This window comes from Nitrobacter sp. 62-23, from assembly GCF_001897285.1.
Lineage (GTDB): Bacteria > Pseudomonadota > Alphaproteobacteria > Rhizobiales > Xanthobacteraceae > Nitrobacter.
The window spans coordinates 26,661-46,641 of the sequence record NZ_MKSM01000111.1 but is presented as its reverse complement, the minus strand read 5'-3'; the positions used below and the strand labels follow the sequence as shown (position 1 = coordinate 46,641).

19 protein-coding genes and 2 pseudogenes are annotated in these 19,981 nt (G+C 58.7%); 11 read left to right on the top strand and 10 right to left on the bottom strand.

Features of this window, described 5'->3' with window-relative positions:
- Window positions 1-64: 64 nt before the first annotated feature.
- The 4 genes from fixJ to BGO16_RS12100 all read right to left on the bottom strand — a co-directional run bounded on the left by fixJ (window position 65) and on the right by BGO16_RS12100 (window position 3,766).
- Window positions 65-682 (bottom strand): response regulator FixJ, encoded by a 618-nt coding sequence (fixJ, locus tag BGO16_RS12115; RefSeq protein WP_292618999.1) that lies wholly within the window; start codon window positions 680-682, stop codon window positions 65-67.
- Complete coding sequence (gene fixL, locus BGO16_RS12110; protein WP_292618998.1) at window positions 672-2,204, bottom strand: sensor protein FixL; 1,533 nt, start codon at window positions 2,202-2,204, stop codon at window positions 672-674. Before fixL ends, fixJ begins: the two co-directional genes overlap by 11 nt.
- A 379-nt stretch (window positions 2,205-2,583) precedes the next feature.
- Entirely contained in the window at window positions 2,584-2,976 is a 393-nt protein-coding gene (locus BGO16_RS12105; protein WP_292618997.1) for a DUF302 domain-containing protein, read from the bottom strand.
- 61 nt (window positions 2,977-3,037) lie between these two features.
- Window positions 3,038-3,766 carry a CBS domain-containing protein gene (locus tag BGO16_RS12100; RefSeq protein ID WP_292618995.1) on the bottom strand — a complete coding sequence of 243 codons (729 nt, stop codon included), beginning with the start codon at window positions 3,764-3,766 and terminating at the stop codon, window positions 3,038-3,040.
- 245 nt (window positions 3,767-4,011) lie between these two features.
- On the opposite strand from BGO16_RS12100, the gene BGO16_RS12095 reads away from it, so the two are divergent.
- Window positions 4,012-4,851, top strand: coding sequence for a universal stress protein (locus BGO16_RS12095; protein ID WP_292618994.1), 840 nt, complete (start codon window positions 4,012-4,014; stop codon window positions 4,849-4,851).
- 138 nt (window positions 4,852-4,989) lie between these two features.
- Here the strand turns inward: BGO16_RS12095 and BGO16_RS12090 are convergent, their stop codons facing one another.
- Window positions 4,990-5,925, bottom strand: coding sequence for a CHAD domain-containing protein (locus tag BGO16_RS12090; protein ID WP_292618993.1), 936 nt, complete (start codon window positions 5,923-5,925; stop codon window positions 4,990-4,992).
- A 185-nt stretch (window positions 5,926-6,110) separates the two neighbouring features.
- Window positions 6,111-7,094, bottom strand: coding sequence for a zinc-dependent alcohol dehydrogenase family protein (locus tag BGO16_RS12085; protein ID WP_292618991.1), 984 nt, complete (start codon window positions 7,092-7,094; stop codon window positions 6,111-6,113).
- Between the two features lie 167 nt (window positions 7,095-7,261).
- Between BGO16_RS12085 and BGO16_RS12080 the strand changes: the two genes are divergently transcribed.
- From BGO16_RS12080 to BGO16_RS12070, 3 genes are all read left to right on the top strand, one after another.
- Window positions 7,262-7,732, top strand: a complete 471-nt coding sequence (locus BGO16_RS12080; RefSeq protein WP_292618990.1) for an Hsp20/alpha crystallin family protein — start codon at window positions 7,262-7,264, stop codon at window positions 7,730-7,732.
- 90 nt (window positions 7,733-7,822) lie between these two features.
- Window positions 7,823-8,263 (top strand): CBS domain-containing protein, encoded by a 441-nt coding sequence (locus BGO16_RS12075; RefSeq protein WP_292618989.1) that lies wholly within the window; start codon window positions 7,823-7,825, stop codon window positions 8,261-8,263.
- A 61-nt stretch (window positions 8,264-8,324) separates the two neighbouring features.
- The gene (locus BGO16_RS12070; RefSeq protein WP_292618988.1) at window positions 8,325-11,018 is read left to right on the top strand and encodes a bifunctional acetate--CoA ligase family protein/GNAT family N-acetyltransferase; all 2,694 of its coding nucleotides are present in this window, start codon (window positions 8,325-8,327) and stop codon (window positions 11,016-11,018) included.
- 25 nt (window positions 11,019-11,043) lie between these two features.
- On the opposite strand, the gene BGO16_RS12065 is transcribed toward BGO16_RS12070, so the two are convergent.
- Window positions 11,044-11,445, bottom strand: a complete 402-nt coding sequence (locus tag BGO16_RS12065) for a hypothetical protein (protein WP_292618987.1) — start codon at window positions 11,443-11,445, stop codon at window positions 11,044-11,046.
- A gap of 239 nt (window positions 11,446-11,684) precedes the next feature.
- Between BGO16_RS12065 and BGO16_RS12060 the strand changes: the two genes are divergently transcribed.
- The 5 genes from BGO16_RS12060 to BGO16_RS12040 all read left to right on the top strand — a co-directional run bounded on the left by BGO16_RS12060 (window position 11,685) and on the right by BGO16_RS12040 (window position 15,715).
- Window positions 11,685-12,821 carry an ABC transporter permease gene (locus tag BGO16_RS12060; RefSeq protein ID WP_292618985.1) on the top strand — a complete coding sequence of 379 codons (1,137 nt, stop codon included), beginning with the start codon at window positions 11,685-11,687 and terminating at the stop codon, window positions 12,819-12,821.
- Window positions 12,822-12,823: 2 nt separating this feature from the next.
- Window positions 12,824-13,603 (top strand): ATP-binding cassette domain-containing protein, encoded by a 780-nt coding sequence (locus BGO16_RS12055; protein ID WP_292618983.1) that lies wholly within the window; start codon window positions 12,824-12,826, stop codon window positions 13,601-13,603.
- 3 nt (window positions 13,604-13,606) lie between these two features.
- The gene (locus BGO16_RS12050; protein ID WP_292618982.1) at window positions 13,607-14,716 is read left to right on the top strand and encodes an MlaD family protein; all 1,110 of its coding nucleotides are present in this window, start codon (window positions 13,607-13,609) and stop codon (window positions 14,714-14,716) included.
- A 255-nt stretch (window positions 14,717-14,971) separates the two neighbouring features.
- Entirely contained in the window at window positions 14,972-15,193 is a 222-nt protein-coding gene (locus BGO16_RS12045) for a hypothetical protein (RefSeq protein WP_292618980.1), read from the top strand.
- Between the two features lie 54 nt (window positions 15,194-15,247).
- Entirely contained in the window at window positions 15,248-15,715 is a 468-nt protein-coding gene (locus BGO16_RS12040) for a hypothetical protein (RefSeq protein WP_292618979.1), read from the top strand.
- Between the two features lie 194 nt (window positions 15,716-15,909).
- Here the strand turns inward: BGO16_RS12040 and BGO16_RS12035 are convergent, their stop codons facing one another.
- A complete protein-coding gene (locus BGO16_RS12035; protein WP_292619029.1) occupies window positions 15,910-16,167 on the bottom strand; it encodes a cytochrome c in 258 nt (85 codons plus the stop codon).
- Between the two features lie 256 nt (window positions 16,168-16,423).
- Here BGO16_RS12035 and BGO16_RS12030 point away from each other — a divergent pair, with 256 nt between their 5' ends.
- Complete coding sequence (locus BGO16_RS12030) at window positions 16,424-17,257, top strand: universal stress protein (protein ID WP_292618978.1); 834 nt, start codon at window positions 16,424-16,426, stop codon at window positions 17,255-17,257.
- 273 nt (window positions 17,258-17,530) lie between these two features.
- Here BGO16_RS12030 and BGO16_RS12025 read toward each other — a convergent pair whose 3' ends face one another.
- Window positions 17,531-18,574 carry an AI-2E family transporter gene (locus tag BGO16_RS12025; protein WP_292618977.1) on the bottom strand — a complete coding sequence of 348 codons (1,044 nt, stop codon included), beginning with the start codon at window positions 18,572-18,574 and terminating at the stop codon, window positions 17,531-17,533.
- A 344-nt stretch (window positions 18,575-18,918) separates the two neighbouring features.
- Here BGO16_RS12025 and BGO16_RS12020 point away from each other — a divergent pair.
- Window positions 18,919-19,065: pseudogene (locus BGO16_RS12020) on the top strand (IS3 family transposase); the annotation flags it as partial.
- A gap of 139 nt (window positions 19,066-19,204) precedes the next feature.
- Here BGO16_RS12020 and BGO16_RS12015 read toward each other — a convergent pair.
- Window positions 19,205-19,939 (bottom strand): annotated as a pseudogene (locus BGO16_RS12015) (alpha/beta fold hydrolase); the annotation flags it as partial.
- Window positions 19,940-19,981 lie beyond the last annotated feature (42 nt).

Genomic DNA, 19,981 nt, shown 5'->3' with positions numbered 1-19,981 from the left:
GTCGCGAATTCCAATAGCTGTCTCCGCACTATACAATGGTGGGAACGCGGCGATTTGATCTAGCTCAATCGTTCAAGATGCCGGCGCGCAGCGCAAGCCGTATCAGTTCGGACAGGTTGTGCGCCTGCATTTTGGTCATGACGTTGGCCCGGTAAACCTCGATCGTCCTGGGACTGATATTGTGTTCGCGGGCGATGAGCTTGTTGGAAAGCCCTGCGACGAGTCCTTCCATGACCTGGCGTTCGCGCTGGCTGAGACTTGCGATCCTCGATGCGATCTCGGCCGAGAGGGCGTCGCTTTTCGCATGATCGGGGCTTTGCTGGAGCGCGGCCTCGATTATTCCGATCAGCCGTTCATCCTCAAACGGCTTTTCGACAAAATCGAGTGCTCCCAATTTTATCGCTTCAACAGCGAGAGGAATATCCCCGTGTCCGGTCATGATGATGACGGGCAGGGGCGAGGCGTTGGCTTTGAGACGTTGAAGCAGGTCCATTCCATTGATACCGGGCATGCGAACGTCGGACACGACACAGCCGAAACGAAGACCGGCTTGAGCGTCGAGGAAGTCGGCGGCCGTGTCGAACAGCGTGACGTTGAAGCCTGCGGAGCCAAGCAGGAAATCGAGCGAGTCCCGCATCGCGGGATCGTCGTCGATGACGTAGACATTTCCCTTATGCGACATCTGGTAAATCCCAGGTCGACACGATGGGTAGCGTCAGTCGGAAGGTGGCGCCGCCGGAATCGTTCGTTTCGGCCCACATTCGGCCGCCGTGGGCTTCCACGATCGACCGGCTGATCGAGAGCCCCACGCCCATGCCGGTTTCCTTGGTCGTGAAGAAGGTCTCGAACAGGTTTGCAGCGGCGATCTCGCTGAAGCCGTGGCCTGTATCCGATATGGACAGTTCGACCATATTGTCTGAAGTTTTCTTGCTTGAGGCGGTAAGTTCCCGTTTTGGCGACGCGGTCATCGCCTCCAGTGCGTTTCGAAAGAGATTGACCAGAACCTGCTGGATCTGCACGCGGTCGACCAGGATGCGGTCGCAGTCGGCATCCAGCTCAAGCCGCAGCGTGACGTTTTGTTCGCGGGCGCCGGCGAGACCGAGAGCGCCGGCTTCCTCCATCAACTTTGCCAGGCTTTCGATGCGCTTCTCTGAATCCCGCCGGGAAACAAAATCGCGCAACCGCCGAATAATCTGGCCGGCGCGGATGGCCTGATCGGCGGCGCGATCCAGCGCCGTTTCGATCTTGGCGATGTTGGGGTCGGTGCTTGCCGCCAGAAGACGGCGCGAACCTTTCATGTAGTTGCTGATCGCGGTGAGAGGCTGGTTCAATTCGTGAGCGAGGGTCGAGGCCATTTCACCCATCGCGCTCAGGCGAGACATGTGAACCAGTTCGGATTGCAGTTCCTGAAGTTTTGCCTGGGTTTGCTGATGCTCCGTAAGATCACGAACAAATCCGGTAAAATGCCGCTTTCCACCCGAATGCATCTCACCGACGGATAGGTGCATTGGAAAAGTGGCCCCATCCCGGCGTTTCCCGGTGACAATCCGTCCGATGCCGATGATATGCCGTTCGCCGGTGGATTGGTAACGGGCCAAATAGCCATCGTGTCGGCTGCTATCCGGTTCAGGCATCAAAATGCTGACGTTCTGGCCAATGGCTTCATGTTCTGAATAGCCGAACAGGCGTTCGGCCGCAGTACTGAAATGCTGCATGATGCCGTGATCGTCAATAACGATCATCGCGTCGGGAATCGTATCGAGAATCGAGCGCAAGTGGTCCTCGCGCGCAAGCAGGGCTTCTTCGATCAGCTTCTGATCGTTGATATCGAGCATCACGCCACTCAGGCGCTGCGCTACGCCGTTTTCGCCGATGACGAGGCCGCCTCGCGCCCGAACCCAACGGCTCCCTTCCGGTATCCCGCGGATCCGGTACTGAATATCGAATCTGCGTCCCGTCTTGATCGAGCGCTGAATGGCCGATTCCGTGCGGTCGCGGTCTTCCGGCTGGAGCAGGGAGAGGAAAAAATCGTAACTGACCGGAGCGTTTTCCGGGACGCCGAAAAGCCTGCGTGTCGGGCTGGACCAGAACAGTTTTCGCGTCGAGAGATCGAGATCCCAGATGCCAACCCCGGATTTGTCAATTACGCGTTGCAACTCCTCGTCACGGAACAGGCTTGAGGATGGCAGATCGTCACTCGTCACGGTTCGTCCCGCACGGCAAGGAAAGCTTCGTGAGCCTCTCGTATTCCCGGCTAATGAGGCTATCCGGGATCACGACCGCTACTTAAGGCAGGGCCCCTGGGCTCAAGGATCGAAGAATAAGACCTTGTCCGGCCAAAAACACCATAAAAAATACGATCCGTTGCAGCCTGTCCCGGCCGGCGCGGGGTCTTCCGTTAAAGGGGGCTGGTTTGCTTTCCGCTTCAGTGGCGCCGCTTGCAGCGGCGGGCGCACCGCAAACCTTCATAACGACCTGATCGGAGAAACGAGAGACTTCCCGGCGAATGGATCGCCGCTCCATCCCTTGAATTCTGATGCAATTTCCGGACGCAAAATCGCGGCGCGCTTTTGCCGGAATTGCTTAGGCTTTGAGGTTTTCGATCACTTTTTGCAGCAAGGCCCGGACACGTTCCGCCGACTGCTTGAGTTGCGGGTTGTCGATGGCCTGCATGGAAGCGACGGGATCGATGGCTGCGACTTCGGTGCGATCTTGAGTGATCTCGTTGACGACGACGTTGCAGGGCAGCATGGTGCCGACCTTGTCCTCCAGTTGAAGTGCATCATAAGCCAGCTTGGGATTGCATGCCCCGAGGATGCGGTAGTTGCGAAACTCGACGCCGAGTTTTTCCTTGAAGGTTTTCTTGACGTCGATCTCGGTAATGATGCCGAATCCTTCACCTTTGAGAGCGTCGATCGTTTGCCGAACGGCCTCGTCGAACCCGACCGTCAGGGTCTTGCCAAAATAATACGTCATCATGGTTTCCCTTCATCGTCGACGGCGGCTGCGTGTTTGTGTCGTACTCTTCAAGAAACGGTCAGCCGGCCGCTGCCAATTTGTCATCTTCGGGAGAATTCAAGTACAATCCGGACATGGGATCGACCCAGCAAAGGTGATCGTGGACTTCCTTCACGCCGACGACATTTTCCGCCGCGACAATGGCAGCCTGCCGGGCCCGTTCGTCGGTGATGATCCCGTTGAGATGAACGATGCCGCCACGGACAATGACGCTCAGGCCGAATGGACACCAGTCGCTTGTCTCAATGGATGTCGCGATGCGATCGCGAATATGGTCGTCATCGGCGGTCGGATCGGGAATCTCGCGGGCAAGCTCTGCGACAACCTGCAGCAGATTGGCGCGGGTAACAATTCCGACAATCCGGTCGCTCCGCATCACGGGCAGCCGCTTGACGCTGTTTTTCTCCATCATTGCCACAATGTCTTCCAGCAACGTATCTTCTGACACGGTGTAGGGATTAGGTGTCATGATTTCACCGACCTTGCGGCCTTGCTCATGAACGAAGTCCGACGCGTCTCTGCCGGCGCCGAGCAGGAATTTCAACCATCGCGCCCTCCTGCGCCCCGTACCGATTTCGGCGCGGCGAAGGAAATCTCCTTCCGAAACGATGCCGACCAGCTTTCCTGCTGCGCCGATTACCGGGAGACCGCTGATGTGTCGTTCAAGCATGGTGTTCGCGGCGTCGACGATGGTCGTGTCAGGGCTGACCGTGACGACCTGCCTGGTCATGATCTGATGGGCGCGCATGGCGAGGTTCCAAGATCGTGGATAAAGCTGTTTGAATCATATCGCCAATTCACCGAGATGGCTTGACCTGGGTCAAGCGCGGCGGGCGCGACCGGGTTCCGGTCTGGTTCGGAGGATTGCTCATCGGTCCAACGACAGCATCATTTGCAGGTTTCTTGACCTGAATCATTTCGCTCAACGATCCAGGTCCCATGCATACTGGATGCCGCTTGAGGTTTTCGATTGGGCCGCATCAGGAGAAGAAAATGACCTACGCGACGATCATGGTGAGCCTTGCATCCGATCAGCCGAACGAGTGGTGTCTCGCTGTTGCCGGCGAAATGGTCGAGCGATTTGACGCACGAGTGGTCGGAATCGCGGCCGCGGAGTTCAGTCCGCCGCTTTATTTCACCTCGGGCGAGCAGGCCGACAAAATGATTGAGCTAGGTCGGGATGCCATAAAAGCGCGGTTGTCTGAACTCGAGACCGAGTTTCGAAAGGTGATGATGAACCGAGACGCGAAACGGGTCGAATGGCGCTCCGACATGGAGATCCCTCTTCGGTTCGTTTCGCGCGAAGCGCGTGCCGCCGATATTATCGTGATCGGGCAAAGTCGAGGCAGGGCATTTACAGACCCGTTTGCCAGGGTCGATCCGAGCGATCTGGTGATGCAGGCGGGCAGGCCCATGCTCGTCGTTCCCGAGGCGGTTGGCTGGCTCGATTTGCGGAGTGTGCTGGTCGGCTGGAAGGATACGCCTGAGGCACGGCGGGCAATCGTCGATTCGCTTCCATTGCTGGCCGGAGCGAAGAACGTGACGGTCGCCGAGATTATCGAGGGCGGTGGCAGCCGCGAGGCTGCATTGAACCGTACTCATGACGTAGTTACGTGGCTGTCACATCATGACATCGCAGCAAACGCGCTTGTTCAAGAAGAGAGTTCGACGCGGGATGCGGCAGCTGCGTTGGACAGGATCGCGTCCAGCGTCGGAGCCGGCCTGGTTATTGCGGGCGCCTACGGCCATTCGCGATTGCGTCAGTGGGTGCTCGGTGGCGTGACGCAGTATCTTGCCTCTGAATCGACGCGCTGCGTGTTGCTATCGCGCTGAGCTTCACCTGATATCGCGGCTGTTTCGGCCAAGGTGAGATACGGCCTTCGTCGTGACGGACGTCAAGTCAGCCCGCGGATAGGACGTCAACTCTCAATCGTCCCATTCGTGAGTTGATCTTAAAAGGGATGAATCTGGCTAGAACGGCTTCAATTCCGCCAGCTCCCGGAAGGTGAGTGCGGCGGCCTTGATGATCCGTTTCCTGGCCTTTTGGCCTGTCGGGAATAGCGAGTTCCATCTCGTTACATCGTCCCGCGTCGATTTTGCCAAAGCTGTTGCGATAACGCGGCCTTGCTCAGCGTCGTTCAACTGCCCCAGGTGTTTCTGAATCCTGCGTAGAGACTTAAGACACTCCTTCACTCCTGCGTGAGACTTGCTTGGAAAAAGCTGCTCGAGCATTTCGAGTGCATAACGGAATCGTTTGCTTTTGATCCTGAGCTGATGGCGCTGACTTGCGTTCATATCCTCTAGGGCGCGGCTCTTTTTGACCAGCTTCTTGTACCAACGATCAAGCTTGCGGCTGGAATAGGTCGTGAGCGAGGTTGGTGGCTTCACGTTGCCGGACGGCCCGCTTCCGTCAATCCAGATCGACATGTCGCGTAGCAGGATCCGGTATCGTCTTGAGCGGAGCGCCCGGCTGAGCTCCCGGTGGCTGGCGCTCCAGGTTTTTCGCCAGAGGCGATCGGGCGATTGTTCCGGGCTCGTGTCATGGGCTGAGGAAAGCCGCTTAAGCGCGACGTCCAGATCCCGCGCCCGGCTCAGGTGTTTGTTCAACCATCTCAATTCACCCTTCAAGTGGGGCCATTCTGAGGATGGAACACAAGAGGAGAAAAAAGATCGAGCGGCCCGCAGCCGGGTCAGGGCAATTCGCATCTGGTGCAGCGCTTCCCGGTCTTCCCCGCATGTGGCCTGGTGATTTGCCGCCAGATCGTCGAGACAGCCGCGTGCGATCGTGCGAAACGCTTCCTGACATGTCATGGTTGCGGTCAATCGCGGCGTTTTATAGCGGCGATACCTGTCCTGTCGCTGTTCGAAGCGTGGGCTGCGCGGGTGAAATTTTCGGGAGCCAGTCATGGCGGGTCCAGTGGCTTGGCGAGAGACCGGTTTCAGTCGCGACAGGGCTTTTCCTTTTGATTATAGCATTTTCGAGCGAAGCATATCCTCGGGCTTGACCAGGGGAGGATGTTGGCTCTCGTGACAAAAACGCATCACATCAAAGTCCTGGAGCCCGCTTCTGTTTCATCAGAGGCGACACGGTTCTAGGGTTGAAGCACCGCCGCTCCCAGCAATTGTCCTGCCCTCAGCATGGCAATGGCGTCGTTTGCCTTGTCGAGGGGAAAGGTGGTGGTACGGATGTGAATTCCGGCCCGAGGAACAATCCTGAAGAAGTCGATGCCGTCCTGCCTCGTCAGATTGGCAACAGACATCAACTGCCGCTCCTCCCAAAGAAGACTGTACGGAAACGACGGAATATCGCTCATGTGGATTCCAGCGCAGACAACGCGGCCACCTTTGCGAACCGCGCGCAGGGCGAGCGGGATCAATTCACCGGCCGGCGCATAGACAATGGCGGAATCCAGTTCGTCTGGCGGTTGCTGATCGGATGCACCGGCCCAGACGGCGCCAAGTTGCCTGGCGAAGTCCTGCGCCGCGATATCACCGGTGCGGGTGAAGGCAAACACCGAGCGCCCCTGCCAGGCGGCGATTTGAGCGACGATGTGACCCGCCGCGCCAAATCCGTAGATACCGAGCCGCTCGGCGTCACCCGCCATGACCAGCGATCGCCAGCCGATCAGGCCGGCGCATAATAGCGGCGCGGTCGATACATCGTCGCCGGCTTCGCCGATCGCAAACGCATAGCGCGCATCGGCGATGGTGTGGGTTGCGAAGCCGCCATCGCGAGTATAGCCGGTGAAAAGCGGGCGGTCGCACAAGTTCTCCTGACCAAGGCGGCAATAGCGGCAAACGCCGCAGGTGTACCCAAGCCAGGGGATACCGACGCGGTCACCAATTTGATGGCCGGTTGCGCCGATACCCACCAGGTCGATGTGGCCGACAATTTCATGGCCGGGAATGATCGGATAGCGAATGCCGGGGAGTTCCGAATCAACGACATGGAGGTCGGTGCGGCAAACCCCGCACGCACTGATCTTAACGCGGATCTCTCCATCGCCGGGAACTGGATCATGGCGCTCCTGCATTCGGAGCGGCATAGCGGGAGCCGAGAGCACCATCGCGCGCATGAAATGCCTCCTGACAAGGCCGGCGGTGCAGCACGTCAGATCAGCCTGGAAGGTAACGCGGGTATTCCTTGCAGTGCAATAGCCGCTGCTGTTTGACCTCGATCAAAATCTTCCGGCTGGCGCATGGTGAAATACTCCACTCAGGGCTCATTGCTGGAGGATCGACCATGGTGAAGCCGCTCATCCCGATAGGCCGGGATAGTTCCCTGGCGCGTACCGAAGCAAACCCGTTGACGATGTTGCAGCAAGAGATGGACCGGCTGTTCGATGGCTTCAGCAAAAGCTTTACCGGTCTGTCGTCACGGACGCTGATGCCGAGCATGGATCTTGCCGAGACGGACGAGGAGATCGAATTAACCGCGGAACTTCCCGGAATGGAGGAGAAAGACGTACAGTTGAACGTCGTGGACAATCATTTGACGATACGCGGCGAGAAGAAGAACCAGCGGGAGGAAAAAGAAAAGGATTATCATCTCGTCGAGCGGAACTACGGTTCTTTCGTGCGGACGATCGAACTGCCGCCGGGCGTGAACCTCGACAGCATCAAAGCGGTGATGTCGAAGGGTGTTCTGAAGGTCACGGTACCGAAGCCGCCGCCCGCGCAGGCGAAAACAATCGAGGTCAAGGCGGCCGGTTGAATTGAGAAGTCGGGCGTGCGCGGCGCGGAAGACTGCGCGCGTAGGAGCCGCGGCTCGCCATAAGTCAGATGTAGCGGATTGGGTGGTATCTTGCACCAATTTCCCGAACAGATCGTCGACCGCTACATGACGCGCAAGGTCAAGACGGTATCGTGTGATGCCACGATGGGCGAACTCAACGATCTGTTCGCCAGCGATGATTTCAATGCCTATCCGGTTGTCGACCAGTTGGAGGTCGTCGGCCTGGTGACAAAGTTCGACGTCCTCAAATGTTTTGCCCTTGCGCTGGGTTCGATGGCTCCGCGCTATGACGAACTTATGAAGCGAACCGCTTCAGATGTGATGATCCACGAATTTATCTATGTGGGCGCAACGACGAAGTTGGTGCGTGTGTTGCAGTTAATGATCGAGCATCAGCTTCGCAGCATTCCGGTCATGGATGCGGACCAGCGCCTGGTCGGCATCATCTCGCGCGAGAATATCATGCAGGCCATACGAGACTGCATGCGCGGCGAGAAGCGTACTCTCTAAAATCCGTCAGAAAATTGTTCGCCGCACTGAACAGCGCCAACGTCTTTCGTCGTACAGATCCATGTCGACTTATCGATTGAACAGCCTGCTCGCGCCGAACTCGGTGGCATTGGTCGGCGCGAGCCCGCGTAGCGGATCGGTCGGGCGAGCGATTATAAGCAACATCCGCGCATCCCGGTTTGAAGGTCCGTTCGGTGTGGTCAATTCGCGTTATCGGGAGATCGACGGCATACCGACGGTCAGACGTTTATCCGAGCTTCCGTTTGTCCCGGAACTGGTCGTTGTCACCACGCCGGCGCCGACGGTTCCCGAGATCGTTGCCGAAGCCGGACAGCTTGGTTCCGCCGGAGCGATCATTATCAGCGCTGGCCTCGGCCATGGTGCGGGCTCATTGGCGGAAGCCGCCGATCGCGCGGCGCGTGCCTCTCATATGAGGCTGATCGGTCCCAATTGCCTCGGCATCCTGATGCCAACGATAAATCTGAACGCGAGTTTCGCGGCTCATATGCCGCGCGCAGGGAATCTGGCGCTGATCTCCCAGTCCGGTGCAATAGCAACCGGGATGGTGGATTGGGCGGCACATCGCAACGTCGGATTTTCCGGGATCATATCGGTCGGTGATCAGCTTGATGTCGATATCGCAGACCTGCTGGACTTCTTTGCGCTCGACACCGAGACCAAGGCGATCCTGATGTACATCGAAGCGATCAAGGACGCCCGGAAGTTCATGTCGGCGGCGCGGGCGGCGGCGCGGGTCAAGCCGGTCGTCGTTGTTAAATCAGGACGGATGGCGCAAGGAGCCAGGGCGGCGGCAACCCACACCGGCGCGCTGGCGGGCTCGGATGCCGTCTATGACGCAGCATTTCGTCGCGCCGGCATATTGCGGGTGTTCGACCTTCGGGAGTTGTTCGATTGTGCGCAGACGCTAAGCCGGGTCAAGGTTTCGGCCGGAAAGCGGTTGGCGATCCTCACCAATGGAGGCGGCATGGGTGTTCTTGCGGTGGATCGGCTTGTCGAACTGGGTGGGATGCCGTCGGTGCTTGATCCCATCGTCAGACAACGACTCGATGCTGTTCTGCCGGCGACATGGTCGGGCTCCAATCCGGTTGACATCATCGGTGACGCCGATCCGGCGCGTTACGCCGCCGCGCTCGAGATACTGCTGGAGGATCGAGATAGCGATGCCGTCCTTGTCATGAATGTGCAAACGGCGATTGCCGATTCAGGCGCTGTCGCCACGGCGGTCACCCGAGCCGTTGACGCCGGTCGGCGCAAGCACGCTGATTCCGCGAAGCCGGCGCTGGCGGTATGGGTCGGCGGTGACGAAAATATCTCGAGAACATTTGCCGATGCAGGCATTTCCGATTTCCCGACGGAAGATGATGCCGTGCGCGGATTCATGCATCTCGTTCATCACCGCGAGGTGGTTGAATCGCTTGCCGCGGTGCCGCCAAGCCTGACACATGAGTTCGTGCCAGATGTCGCGGCGGCGCGACGCATCGTCGAGTCGGCGGTGGCAGAAGGCAGGGGATGGCTTGGCCCGATCGAGGCGATGGGCGTGCTGAATGCTTACGGGATTGCCGGCGTGCCGACGCGGGCGGCTGCCGATGTCGAAGAGGCCGCCACTCATGCGCAAGCCCTGTTCGCGCAAGGCGCGACCATCGTTATGAAGGTGCTCTCGCGTGATATCTCGCACAAATCTGACGTCGGCGGCGTGGTTCTCAATCTGACAAGTGTCGATGCGGTTCGCGCCGCGGCGCGCAGCATTCTGGCGAGCGCCAAGGCGAAGCGCCCGGATGCGAGGATTGATGGCTTCATGGTGCAGCCGATGATCCTGCGGCCGAAAGCTCGTGAACTCATTCTGGGAATCGCCAGCGATCCGACGTTCGGCTCCGTCATCGTTTTTGGCCACGGCGGCACGGCCGTGGAGGTGATCAACGACAAGGCGCTGGCCCTGCCGCCGCTCGATCTCAGGCTCTCCCGCGATCTTGTCGAGCGCACCCGCGTTTCCCGGCTGTTGCGCGCCTATCGCGACGTACCTCCCGTCAAGCAGGACGAAATACCTCTGACGTTGGTGAAGCTGGCGCAACTTGCGGCGGATATCCCCGAGATCGGTGAACTGGACCTTAATCCGCTGCTTGCCGACGAGACCGGGGTTCTGACCGTCGATGCCCGTATCGCGATCGGGCCTCCGGTGCGAAAATTCGTCGGTCCGGGTAATGCCAACTTTGCCGTTCGGCCGTATCCGTCGCAGTGGCTGCGGCACCTTGAGCTGAAGGATAACTGGCGGATCATGGTCCGGCCGATCCGGCCTGACGATGAAACGCCGATCTATGGCTTTTTGCGCCACGTCACCAAGGAGGATTTGAGGCTCCGGTTCTTTGCCGCCACGAAGCCGCTGAGCCATGAATTTATCGTGCGGCTGACGCAACTCGATTACGCCCGCGCGATGGCTTTCGTGGCTTTCGACGAGGCCACCGACGAGATGGTTGGCGTCGTTCGAATCCATTCGGATTCGATTTATGAGACCGGTGAGTATGCGATACTGGTTCGCTCGGATTTGAAGGGCAGGGGACTGGGCTGGAGACTGATGCAATTGATCATCGAGTATGCCCGGTCCGAGGGGTTGAAGTTCATCACCGGCGATGTGCTGGCGGAGAATACGGTGATGCTGGCGATGTGCCGGGATCTCGGTTTCGAAATCGTGGACGATCCCGTCGAGCGCGATATCTGCCATGTCAGGCTTGCGCTTTAGCCGGGGCGTTCAATCGTTCGGCATGTTACAGATGGGCAACCGATCTGACGCGATAGGTGTGCATGGTGCCGTCTTCGTTGATTGAAACGTATTCACCCGGCACGAAGCGCTCGTCCGCGAAGTGATAGCCGGCTTCGTCGGGCAGCTTGGCCGCATCGTCGTAACGGAATGCCCAGGTGCCGCCGGGACGGTGAACGAGATGACCGACATCGTCATCCCCGTCCGGCCGCAAGCGTGTCACGCGACACGCCTCGCGATGTTCCTTCCATAACTCATGATCGATGCGGCCATCAGGGAAGAGCGGGGCGATAACGATGTAGCCGATGCCGCTGTCTCCTTCGGGGTGACCGGGTTCACGCGCCAGCTCGAGACGAATCTGACGGAATTGCAGCGGCAGGGACGTATTCAGGATCGGTTTGAGAGGCATGATCATAATCCTCGTGTCTGAGGGACTTTCGGACGATGGACCAATCCGGCTTGGCTTCCTCATAACTGATCAGGGTCATCTTCCCTTCTGAACCAGGCGAAAATCTACACAAGCGGCGGCTCGTTCCGTTGACTTGCATCAATGCCTGTTGGGCGAACTGCCATGATGGCGGATTGAGGCAAGTCAACGTCCTTCCCCAGTACAGTTTTATGGAGAATGGGCGAGCCGGAGGTTTTGCATTGGTGACGATACCCCAATTGGCGGCCACCCCGAGAGGCGATGCTCTCGAGCTTCGCCCGGACGGTTCCTGGATCGCGGTGAATGTCGCCACCCTGGAAGCGCTCACGGAGACCGCCGCGCCGCAGGTCGAGCGGGCGAAGGCGTTGAAAATGGATATGAGCGGCGTGAGCGAACTCGACACGCTGGGAGCCTGGCTGCTCGAAAAATTGTCGCGGCGACTAGCGATCGCCGGCCGTCCGGTCGAAGTTGTCGGTGTCTCCGAAAACCACGCCGGCTTGATCGAGGAGGTCAGGCACGTCAACCGGCATAACCCTTCGCCACCCGGGGCGCGCAATCCCTTGATCGCCAAAGTGGAGGAGGTTGGTCGCACCGCCTGGGATTCCCGCGAAGACGTCGCCGTGTTCCTGCATATGCTCGGCTCCCTTTGCGTCGCATTGCTCGGCATCATTCGCAGGCCGCGTTCGCTGCGGCTCACGTCGTTGGTCTATCAACTGTATCGAGTCGGCTGGCAGGCAATTCCCATCATTCTGCTCATCACGTTTCTGATCGGCGCGATCATCGCTCAGCAGGGATTTTTTCATTTTCGCAAGTTCGGCGCCGATTCCTACGTTGTCGACATGGTCGGCATTCTCGTGCTGCGCGAACTCGGCGTGCTGATCGTCGCGATCATGGTCGCCGGCCGCTCCGGCAGCGCCTACACCGCCGAGATCGGATCCATGAAGATGCGCGAGGAGATCGACGCGCTCTCCACCATGGGTCTTGACCCCGTCGTGGTTTTGATCCTGCCGCGCGTCCTGGCGCTGGTTTGTGCGCTGCCGATCCTGACATTCATCGGATCGATGGCTGCCCTCTACGGCGGCGGCCTGGTCGCATGGTTCTACGGCGGAATGGGACCGGCCATCTTCATCGCGCGGCTGCACGACGCCGTTTCCGTGACGCATTTTGAGGTCGGCATGATCAAGGCGCCCTTCATGGCGCTGGTGATCGGCATCGTGGCTTGCAGCGAGGGGCTGCGCGTCAAGGGCAGCGCCGAATCGCTCGGCAAGCAGACGACAACCTCGGTGGTGAAGTCGATCTTCCTGGTGATCGTGCTGGATGGACTGTTCGCAGTGTTCTTTGCATCGATTGGAATGTAGCGATGGATGCATCGGCTGGAGAGTTCGCCATTCGGGTCAGCGACCTCGTCGTGGGCTTTGGACGCCGCATCGTCATCGATCATCTTTCGCTCGATGTGCGCCGTGGCGAGATCCTCGGCCTGGTCGGCGCCTCGGGCGGCGGCAAGTCGGTGCTGATGCGCACCATCATCGGTCTGATTCCGCGACGGAGCGGCGAGATTGAGGTGATGGGCGCCACGATCGGCTCGACCCATGATCGCGGAACGCAGATGGCCGCGGGCAAATGGGGCATCCTGTTCCAGCAGGGGGCGCTGTTCTCCTCGCTGACCGCGCGGCAGAATATCCAGTTTCCCTTGCGCGAAAATCTTGCCCTGTCGGACGCGCTGCTGGAGGAGATCGCGACTGCCAAGCTGGAGATGGTCGGCCTGACCCCGGAAGACGGCGACAAGTTTCCCTCCGAACTGTCGGGCGGCATGACCAAGCGCGTGGCACTGGCGCGGGCGCTGGCGCTTGATCCGGCGATCGTCTTTCTAGACGAGCCGACTTCCGGTCTCGATCCCATCGCAGCCGGCGACTTCGATACGCTGATCAAGACATTGCAGAGAACACTCGGCCTGACGGTGTTCATGGTGACGCACGATCTCGCCAGCCTGAACACCGTCTGCGACCGCGTCGCGGCATTGGCGGACGGCAAGATCGTCGCCATCGGGCCGATGCGTGAGCTGCTGCAATCCGAACATCCTTGGGTGAGAGCCTATTTCCATGGCAAGCGTTCGTTGATGCTGCAACCGAAAGCGATTTGAGAGATGGAAACCCGTGCCCCGTTTGTCATCATCGGCGCCTTCGTGCTGGCGGCCATCGCCGCGGTTTTCGGCTTCGTCTATTGGCTGCACAACACCGGCGGCCTCGGCCCGCGGACGACCTACCAGGTGCAGTTCGAAGGCTCCGTGCCCGGCCTGCTGGTCGGTGCGGCCGTCCTCTTCAATGGCATTCGTGTTGGCGAGGTGACCGAGCTCAGCCTCGCGCCGGACGATCCGCGCCGCGTCAATGCGGCGATCGCCGTGACGTCGACCACACCGGTGCGGTCCGACACCAAAGTCGGTCTCGAATTTCAGGGCCTGACCGGCGTTCCGGTCGTTGCGCTGGAAGGAGGTCGGTTGCTCGGCGCCGCCGGCCCGGTTCCGACATTGATCGCTGAAGCCGGTGCAGGCCAAAGCATGACACAGGCGGCGCGCGATGCGTTGCGGCATGTCGATGCGGTGCTCGCGGAAAATGCGGGGCCACTGAAAACCACCATCGCAAATTTGCAGGTCTTTTCCGAAGGGCTGGCGCGGAACACCGGCAAGCTCGATGGCATCGTGGCTGGCCTTGAGCGCATGACAGGAGCGGGTACTTCTGCAGCGCAGAAAATCACTTATGACCTCCGCGCGGCGAGCGGCTTTCCAAGCTCGCCCGGCCGTACTCTCAAGGGAAAGCTCGTCATTCCGGAACCGACCGCGGTGATCAAGCTCGATACGCAGCGCTTCCTGTTTTCGCCGGCCAAGGAATATCCGGAATTCGCCGAGGCGATGTGGGCCGACAACATTCCAAAGCTGATTCAGGCGAAACTGCTCGAGAGCTTCGAAAATTACGACATTGCCCACGCGCCGTTACGCGCAGTGGATGGAGTGCAGGCGGATTATCAACTTCTGATCGACATCCGGAGCTTCCAGATCTCGACCGATCCCGAAGCGGTTGCCGATATCGGGTTGTCGGCGCGAATCCTGAACAAGGACGGCAAGGTGGTTGCGGCGCGGCTGTTCCAGGAAAAGCAAAAGCTGGATAAAATGGAGCCCGCAGCGGCCAGCGCAGCGTTCAACGATGCGTTCGGGCGCATCGCCAGGGATATGATCGCGTGGACCGCCAAGGCGTTGTAGACACCAATTTCGGCAAACGCATGGAGCGGAGTGCGTTCGCAATTGCGTCAGGACAAGTCAGGAAAAAGAGGCCAGGTAGTGGAGGTGGATTCTATTTTCGCCGTAAATGCTTGAGAGCGTGCGTCCAACGGCCGGGATCGCCGGAAAATGCATTGGGGTTGGTGCTGTGCTTCCTTTGACCTAAATCAGCATCCTGGCGAGCCGATCCCGTAACTTCATAACCTGAAAGGGGGGTAGATAAAAGGGAGCGCAACGATGGCATCGATCACAAAAGATCACCGTGGAACCTGTACGCGGTGTAGTTCACGCTTGATCAATCTTGAGTGGGAGGAACGTCTTGACCCGCATCAGATTCAGCAGCTTTGGAAGTGCCTCGAATGCAGGAATGAGTTCGTCACTGTGAACGCTTTTGAAGAAGAAAGCACAACGAGCGACGACATCATCGAACCATTCTTCACGAATCTCGTGGTCGAATAGGCTGCGTGGCAGCGGCAAGCCATGCAGCGGCAGGTTGGCAGGATGGAGCGTGAAATGAGGTTTCGTATGCTGATCGTCCTCTCGTGCGCTGGAGCGATCCTGACGTCGTTCGCTGCTGCGGAGTCACCGGGCGGATTTTCCAGGTCAAACTATATTCCGCATCTTGGCGACATCATGGGAGCGACGCAGCTTCGCCACATCAAGCTGTCGTTTGCGGGCAAGCTGCGGAATTGGGAGCTTGCCGCCTATGAACTGGATCAGATCAAGGAGAGCTTTCAGGATGCGGCCACGCTCTATCCCGGGATTCCGGTTACGGACATGACGATTGTAGCGGAGCCGGTTCGGCGGCTTGGCGAGGCTATCCAGGCGAAAGATCCCAGAAAGTTCTCTGCCGCTTTTGTTGAGTTGACGGCGGCATGCAACGGTTGTCATCAGGCGATCGGCCGCGGCTTTATCGTGATCAAGGTGCCGACGTCTTCTCCATTCAGCAACCAGACATTCGAGCCTGCCACGAAACCTTGAGGTCGCCGCGGCAGGCTCTCTTTGGATTTAGTAATTTTCATCGGAAGGTGCAGCGTCTATGCAAGCCGTCTTGGCCGATGAGACAGTGTTATCTGCCGCGCTGGTGATGTCGTAGACGGCTTAACCGGTTTCGCAACCTCGCGGTGAATTTATCGACAGATGAACATGCGTCACGTTGCAGGTGGCGGCGCGAATCATTCCAAGGTTTTTAGAAACGCGATGAAATCATTGATCTGGTCAGGCTCGAACTGAAATTGTGGCATGCTCGGATGCCCGGTCATGATTCCTTCGGCGAGCGCTTCCTCAAGCGTTTCGACGGGATAGCGCTTGTGCAGGCTGCGAAATGGCGGCGCAATCCGAAGCGGGCTGGGGCTCACCTTGTCGATGGCGTGGCATCTGGCGCAATAAAGCAGCGCCAGCCGCCGGCCTTGCTCGATATTGGCGGCCTCCATGCGTTGCGCTGATCCCAAGGTGAAGCTTACGGACAACGCCAGAAGCAGAGATGAGTTGGAAATGCGCATTACCGTTCCTGCGGGAAAGGTTAAAATTTGCCGATGGCGGATATTTTAACAGAGCGTAGCCTTGGTCTTGTTGACCAAGGTCAAGGCGTCGAAGCCCTAAAACCACCGCCAGCTTTGAGATACGTCAAATCGATCCGATATCAGCACCCTATCATTTCCGCAAAATATACCGATTGAAAGAAGCCAGATGATCAAGGACATCATTCTCCATCTGGAGCGAGATCCAGCCCGGGATATCGTTCGCGACTTTGCGGCTTCGGCAGCCGACCTGTTTGGCGCTCATCTGACGGGAGTGTCCTTTGCCTTTGCGGCAGGCATTCCGAATTATATCGTTCCGAACTTCCCGGCAGGCGTGCTTGCCGATCTCTTCGCTGCAAGTGAAACGGCAGCGCGTGGCGCAATCAACCGTTTTGAGGCGGCTGTGAAGCGTGGCGGTCTTTCGGCTGAGCCGCGGCTGGTCTTGCAGACCGAATTCGGGCCGCCCAACGCGTTTTCGGAGATGGCGCGGTGTTTCGATCTCAGCATCATCATGCAATCGGACGATTATAGTGGCGTCAATAACAGCGACCTGATCGAAGCAACGCTGTTTGATTCTGGCAGGCCGCTCATTGTCGTTCCCTATATCCAGAAGGAGATGTTGAAGCTCGACCGGGTCGTGTGCTGTTGGGATGGAAGTCGGGCCGCAGCGCGTGCCGTCAATGATGCGCTGCCGTTGTTGAGGAAAGCCAACGTCGTCGAACTGCTTATCGTCGAGAATGAGAAGACCGCTCATGAGAGCGTCGGCGGCGGCATTCAAATCGGCAGGCATCTTGCCCGGCACGATATCAAGATCGAAGTGAGAAGGACGCCTGCCGCTGATATCGATGTGCCGAACATCATTCTATCGCATGTTGCCGACAGTTCGGCGAGCATGCTCGTGATGGGCGGCTACGGACATTCCCGTCTGCGCGAATTCATACTTGGCGGAGCAACACTCGGCATACTGTCGGCGATGACAGTTCCTGTTTTCATGTCGCACTAGTGGTCCAATTCTAACATTTGCATCCCGTTGCGGCAGGGAGTTCTTGCAAATGTTAGAATCAAAGGACCACTAGCAACTATCAGGTTTCTAGTGGAGTTTTGAATTTGACATTCGCCTGACACGTTCGCTGCAAAGTGGGTAGCGAATGTCAAATTCACTCCACTAGATCACGAACCTATAAAGTGGATTCCGTTTGGATTTAAGGCGTGATTCAATCTCCGGAGTGAAGGGAGAATTGCGTAGCAAATCCCGGAGCCCAAACGGGTGGATATTTCATGACCCCTCAGTTGACTCCTGTGGAGCGGACCCGCCAAACAGGTCAGCAATCCAACGGCTTGAAGGATAGTGCGCACAGAACGTCAGAATCGCAAGCGCGATCGGCACGCCGATGAAGGCTCCATAGAGCCCCCAGATCCAGGTCCAGAAGAAAACGGAGAGCAGCACGAGGGAGGGTGAGATCGCCAATACTCTGCCCGAGACGAGCGGCTCCAGGTAGCTACCGATGACGAACTGGATGACGTTGAGGGAGGCAAAGATTGCGACGACCGCCTGCCAACTGTCGAACTGGGTCATCGCGAGCAAAGTCGGAAATAGGGTGGCGACGAACGGACCAATGAAAGGGATATAGTTGAGCACAAAGGCGATCACGCCCCATTCCAGTGCAAATGGAAGACCCACCCCCCAAGCGAAAATCCCGACGAGCGCTCCGGTAGCGAGGCTCATCAGCGTGCGCACTTCCATGTACTTGCGAAACTTTCGCGCGGTTTCGGCGCTTGCTGACAGCAGTGCCCGCGAGCTTTCAGGCGGGAGGAAAGCTTTCGCGTTCCGCTGCAGGCTGTCGACCTCCATCAGCCCGAGAATTACGTAAAGGAGCGTGATCAGCCAGAAGCTCAGCGTGCCGTTGAGACGGCCCGTGATCGCCTGCGCTCGTCGCAATAGCCACCCGACATTGAAATGCTCCGCCCACAGGCCCGCAATGGAAATGCCATGTTCGTCCAACCAGTTCACGAACTGAGCATAGATCGCCTGGTAGCGCATTGAATCGGTGACGATAGAGTGACCTACACGCCCGAAGCCCCAGACTGCTAGGGATGTGAAGGTCACTATGGTCGCGACGGTCGCGACCATAGTGATTGCCAGCGCGAGCAGCGCCGGCACCCGCTTCTGCAAGGCGTTCTGCAATGGCCAGACAATGGCGATGATGAAAAGACCGAGCGTCAGAGGGGCCAACACGACGTCTGCCTGGTAGGCGACGAAGCCGACGGCGACAGAGACGAGGATGACTGTTGAAGCCGTGATGACTGTATCGCTCCGCATTCTTTTGCCCCCGTTTCCAGAGCTAAACTCGCCGCATCGTCCGCAATGCTCGCCCGCGACGGGAGCGTCCACGAGCGATAATGCTCGCGGAGCTCTTTACGCCTCCGCTTGATCAATTCCAGCTATAGCGCCTCCATGAGTAAGCGAACAAGCTTGTGAAGATCTCTGTTCTCAGCGTTTCCTCGCTGTTGGCGTTATCAGCCCGTCGATGAAGTTGTGATTTGATCAGCCTGTGCTTTTGGCAGCAAGAGTCACGACGAACATCGCGGGGGTCCTCAATGACGGTTGCGACGATAATTGCCCTGGCGTCCTCGCAGATCGGCGCCTTCGTCGGGCGCTGCTATCACGTCCGCTGCCACGAGAGCATCGACAACGTTACACCTGCCGACGTTTACTTCGGTAGATCTGAGACGATCCTCGCCGAACGCAAACGTATCAAGCTTGCCAATATCGCCAACCGCCGCTTGCTGCATCGACTGCAGGCCGCTTAAACTCTAACCCGATGAGCCGGAACCTCCCTTCGCGAGCCGCCTAATCGATCTGTTCGACGAGAGATAAAAATCCATTCGAGCGGCGGTCTGAGTTCATGGCGAGATCGTTCGCGCAAGGGGCATCGGCGACAGGCCGATTTCAACGGCCGGCCGGTGCCGCGAGCGCTATGCCGAGCGGATTCAAGGTTGTACCGATGGCGTCCAGAACGAAGGCTCCGGACTGATCTGCGGTCGCGCTTGCGCTTTCCATCTGAGGATAGAGCGCGGTGAGCCGGACGTGACGGTCGTGCCTGAAAGCGTCCGATGTGTCCAGCGCTGAGATGTCGATGATGCGGACGTGCGCTTTCTGCGCTGCTTCCACCACCCGTGGGTCGTTGACATTCAGCGCGCCGACACGCGGCCTTGACGCTGCGAGGCAGCTTGATATCGCAAGCGCGCGGTCGTCGGCGACCAGGATGGTCATCGGGTGCTCCATCGGGCCCAGCACCGCAATCTGCTGGCGGAACACGTCGACGTCGATGTCGGGTGACGCCAGCACGACCCTGAGCCGGTTGAGGACGGAATTCTTGCCGGCGAGCCGCAACTGCCGAAGCGATTCCATCGTGAGCCACCCGCCCATGCTATGGGCGACGACCGCCACGCGCCCGATGCGGGGATTGCTAGCGAGGCTGGTGAGGAGATCGGCGAGATGGTCGCGCGAGAAGGTGGCCGCGTCCTCGTCCGCCGCGTAGGCGGTCGCGCGAGCCTCGGATGGCCATGCGAACAAGATTGGTGTGTAGTCCGTTTGGGTATCGGCGGCGATCTGCGTAATCCGGAGCACTGCTTCCTGAAAATTAGTGTTGAAGCCGTGGACGAAGACGGCGACGTCCCGCTTGTGCGCGGTGAGGCGGCTGGTGAATGAGCGTTACTAAGTCCT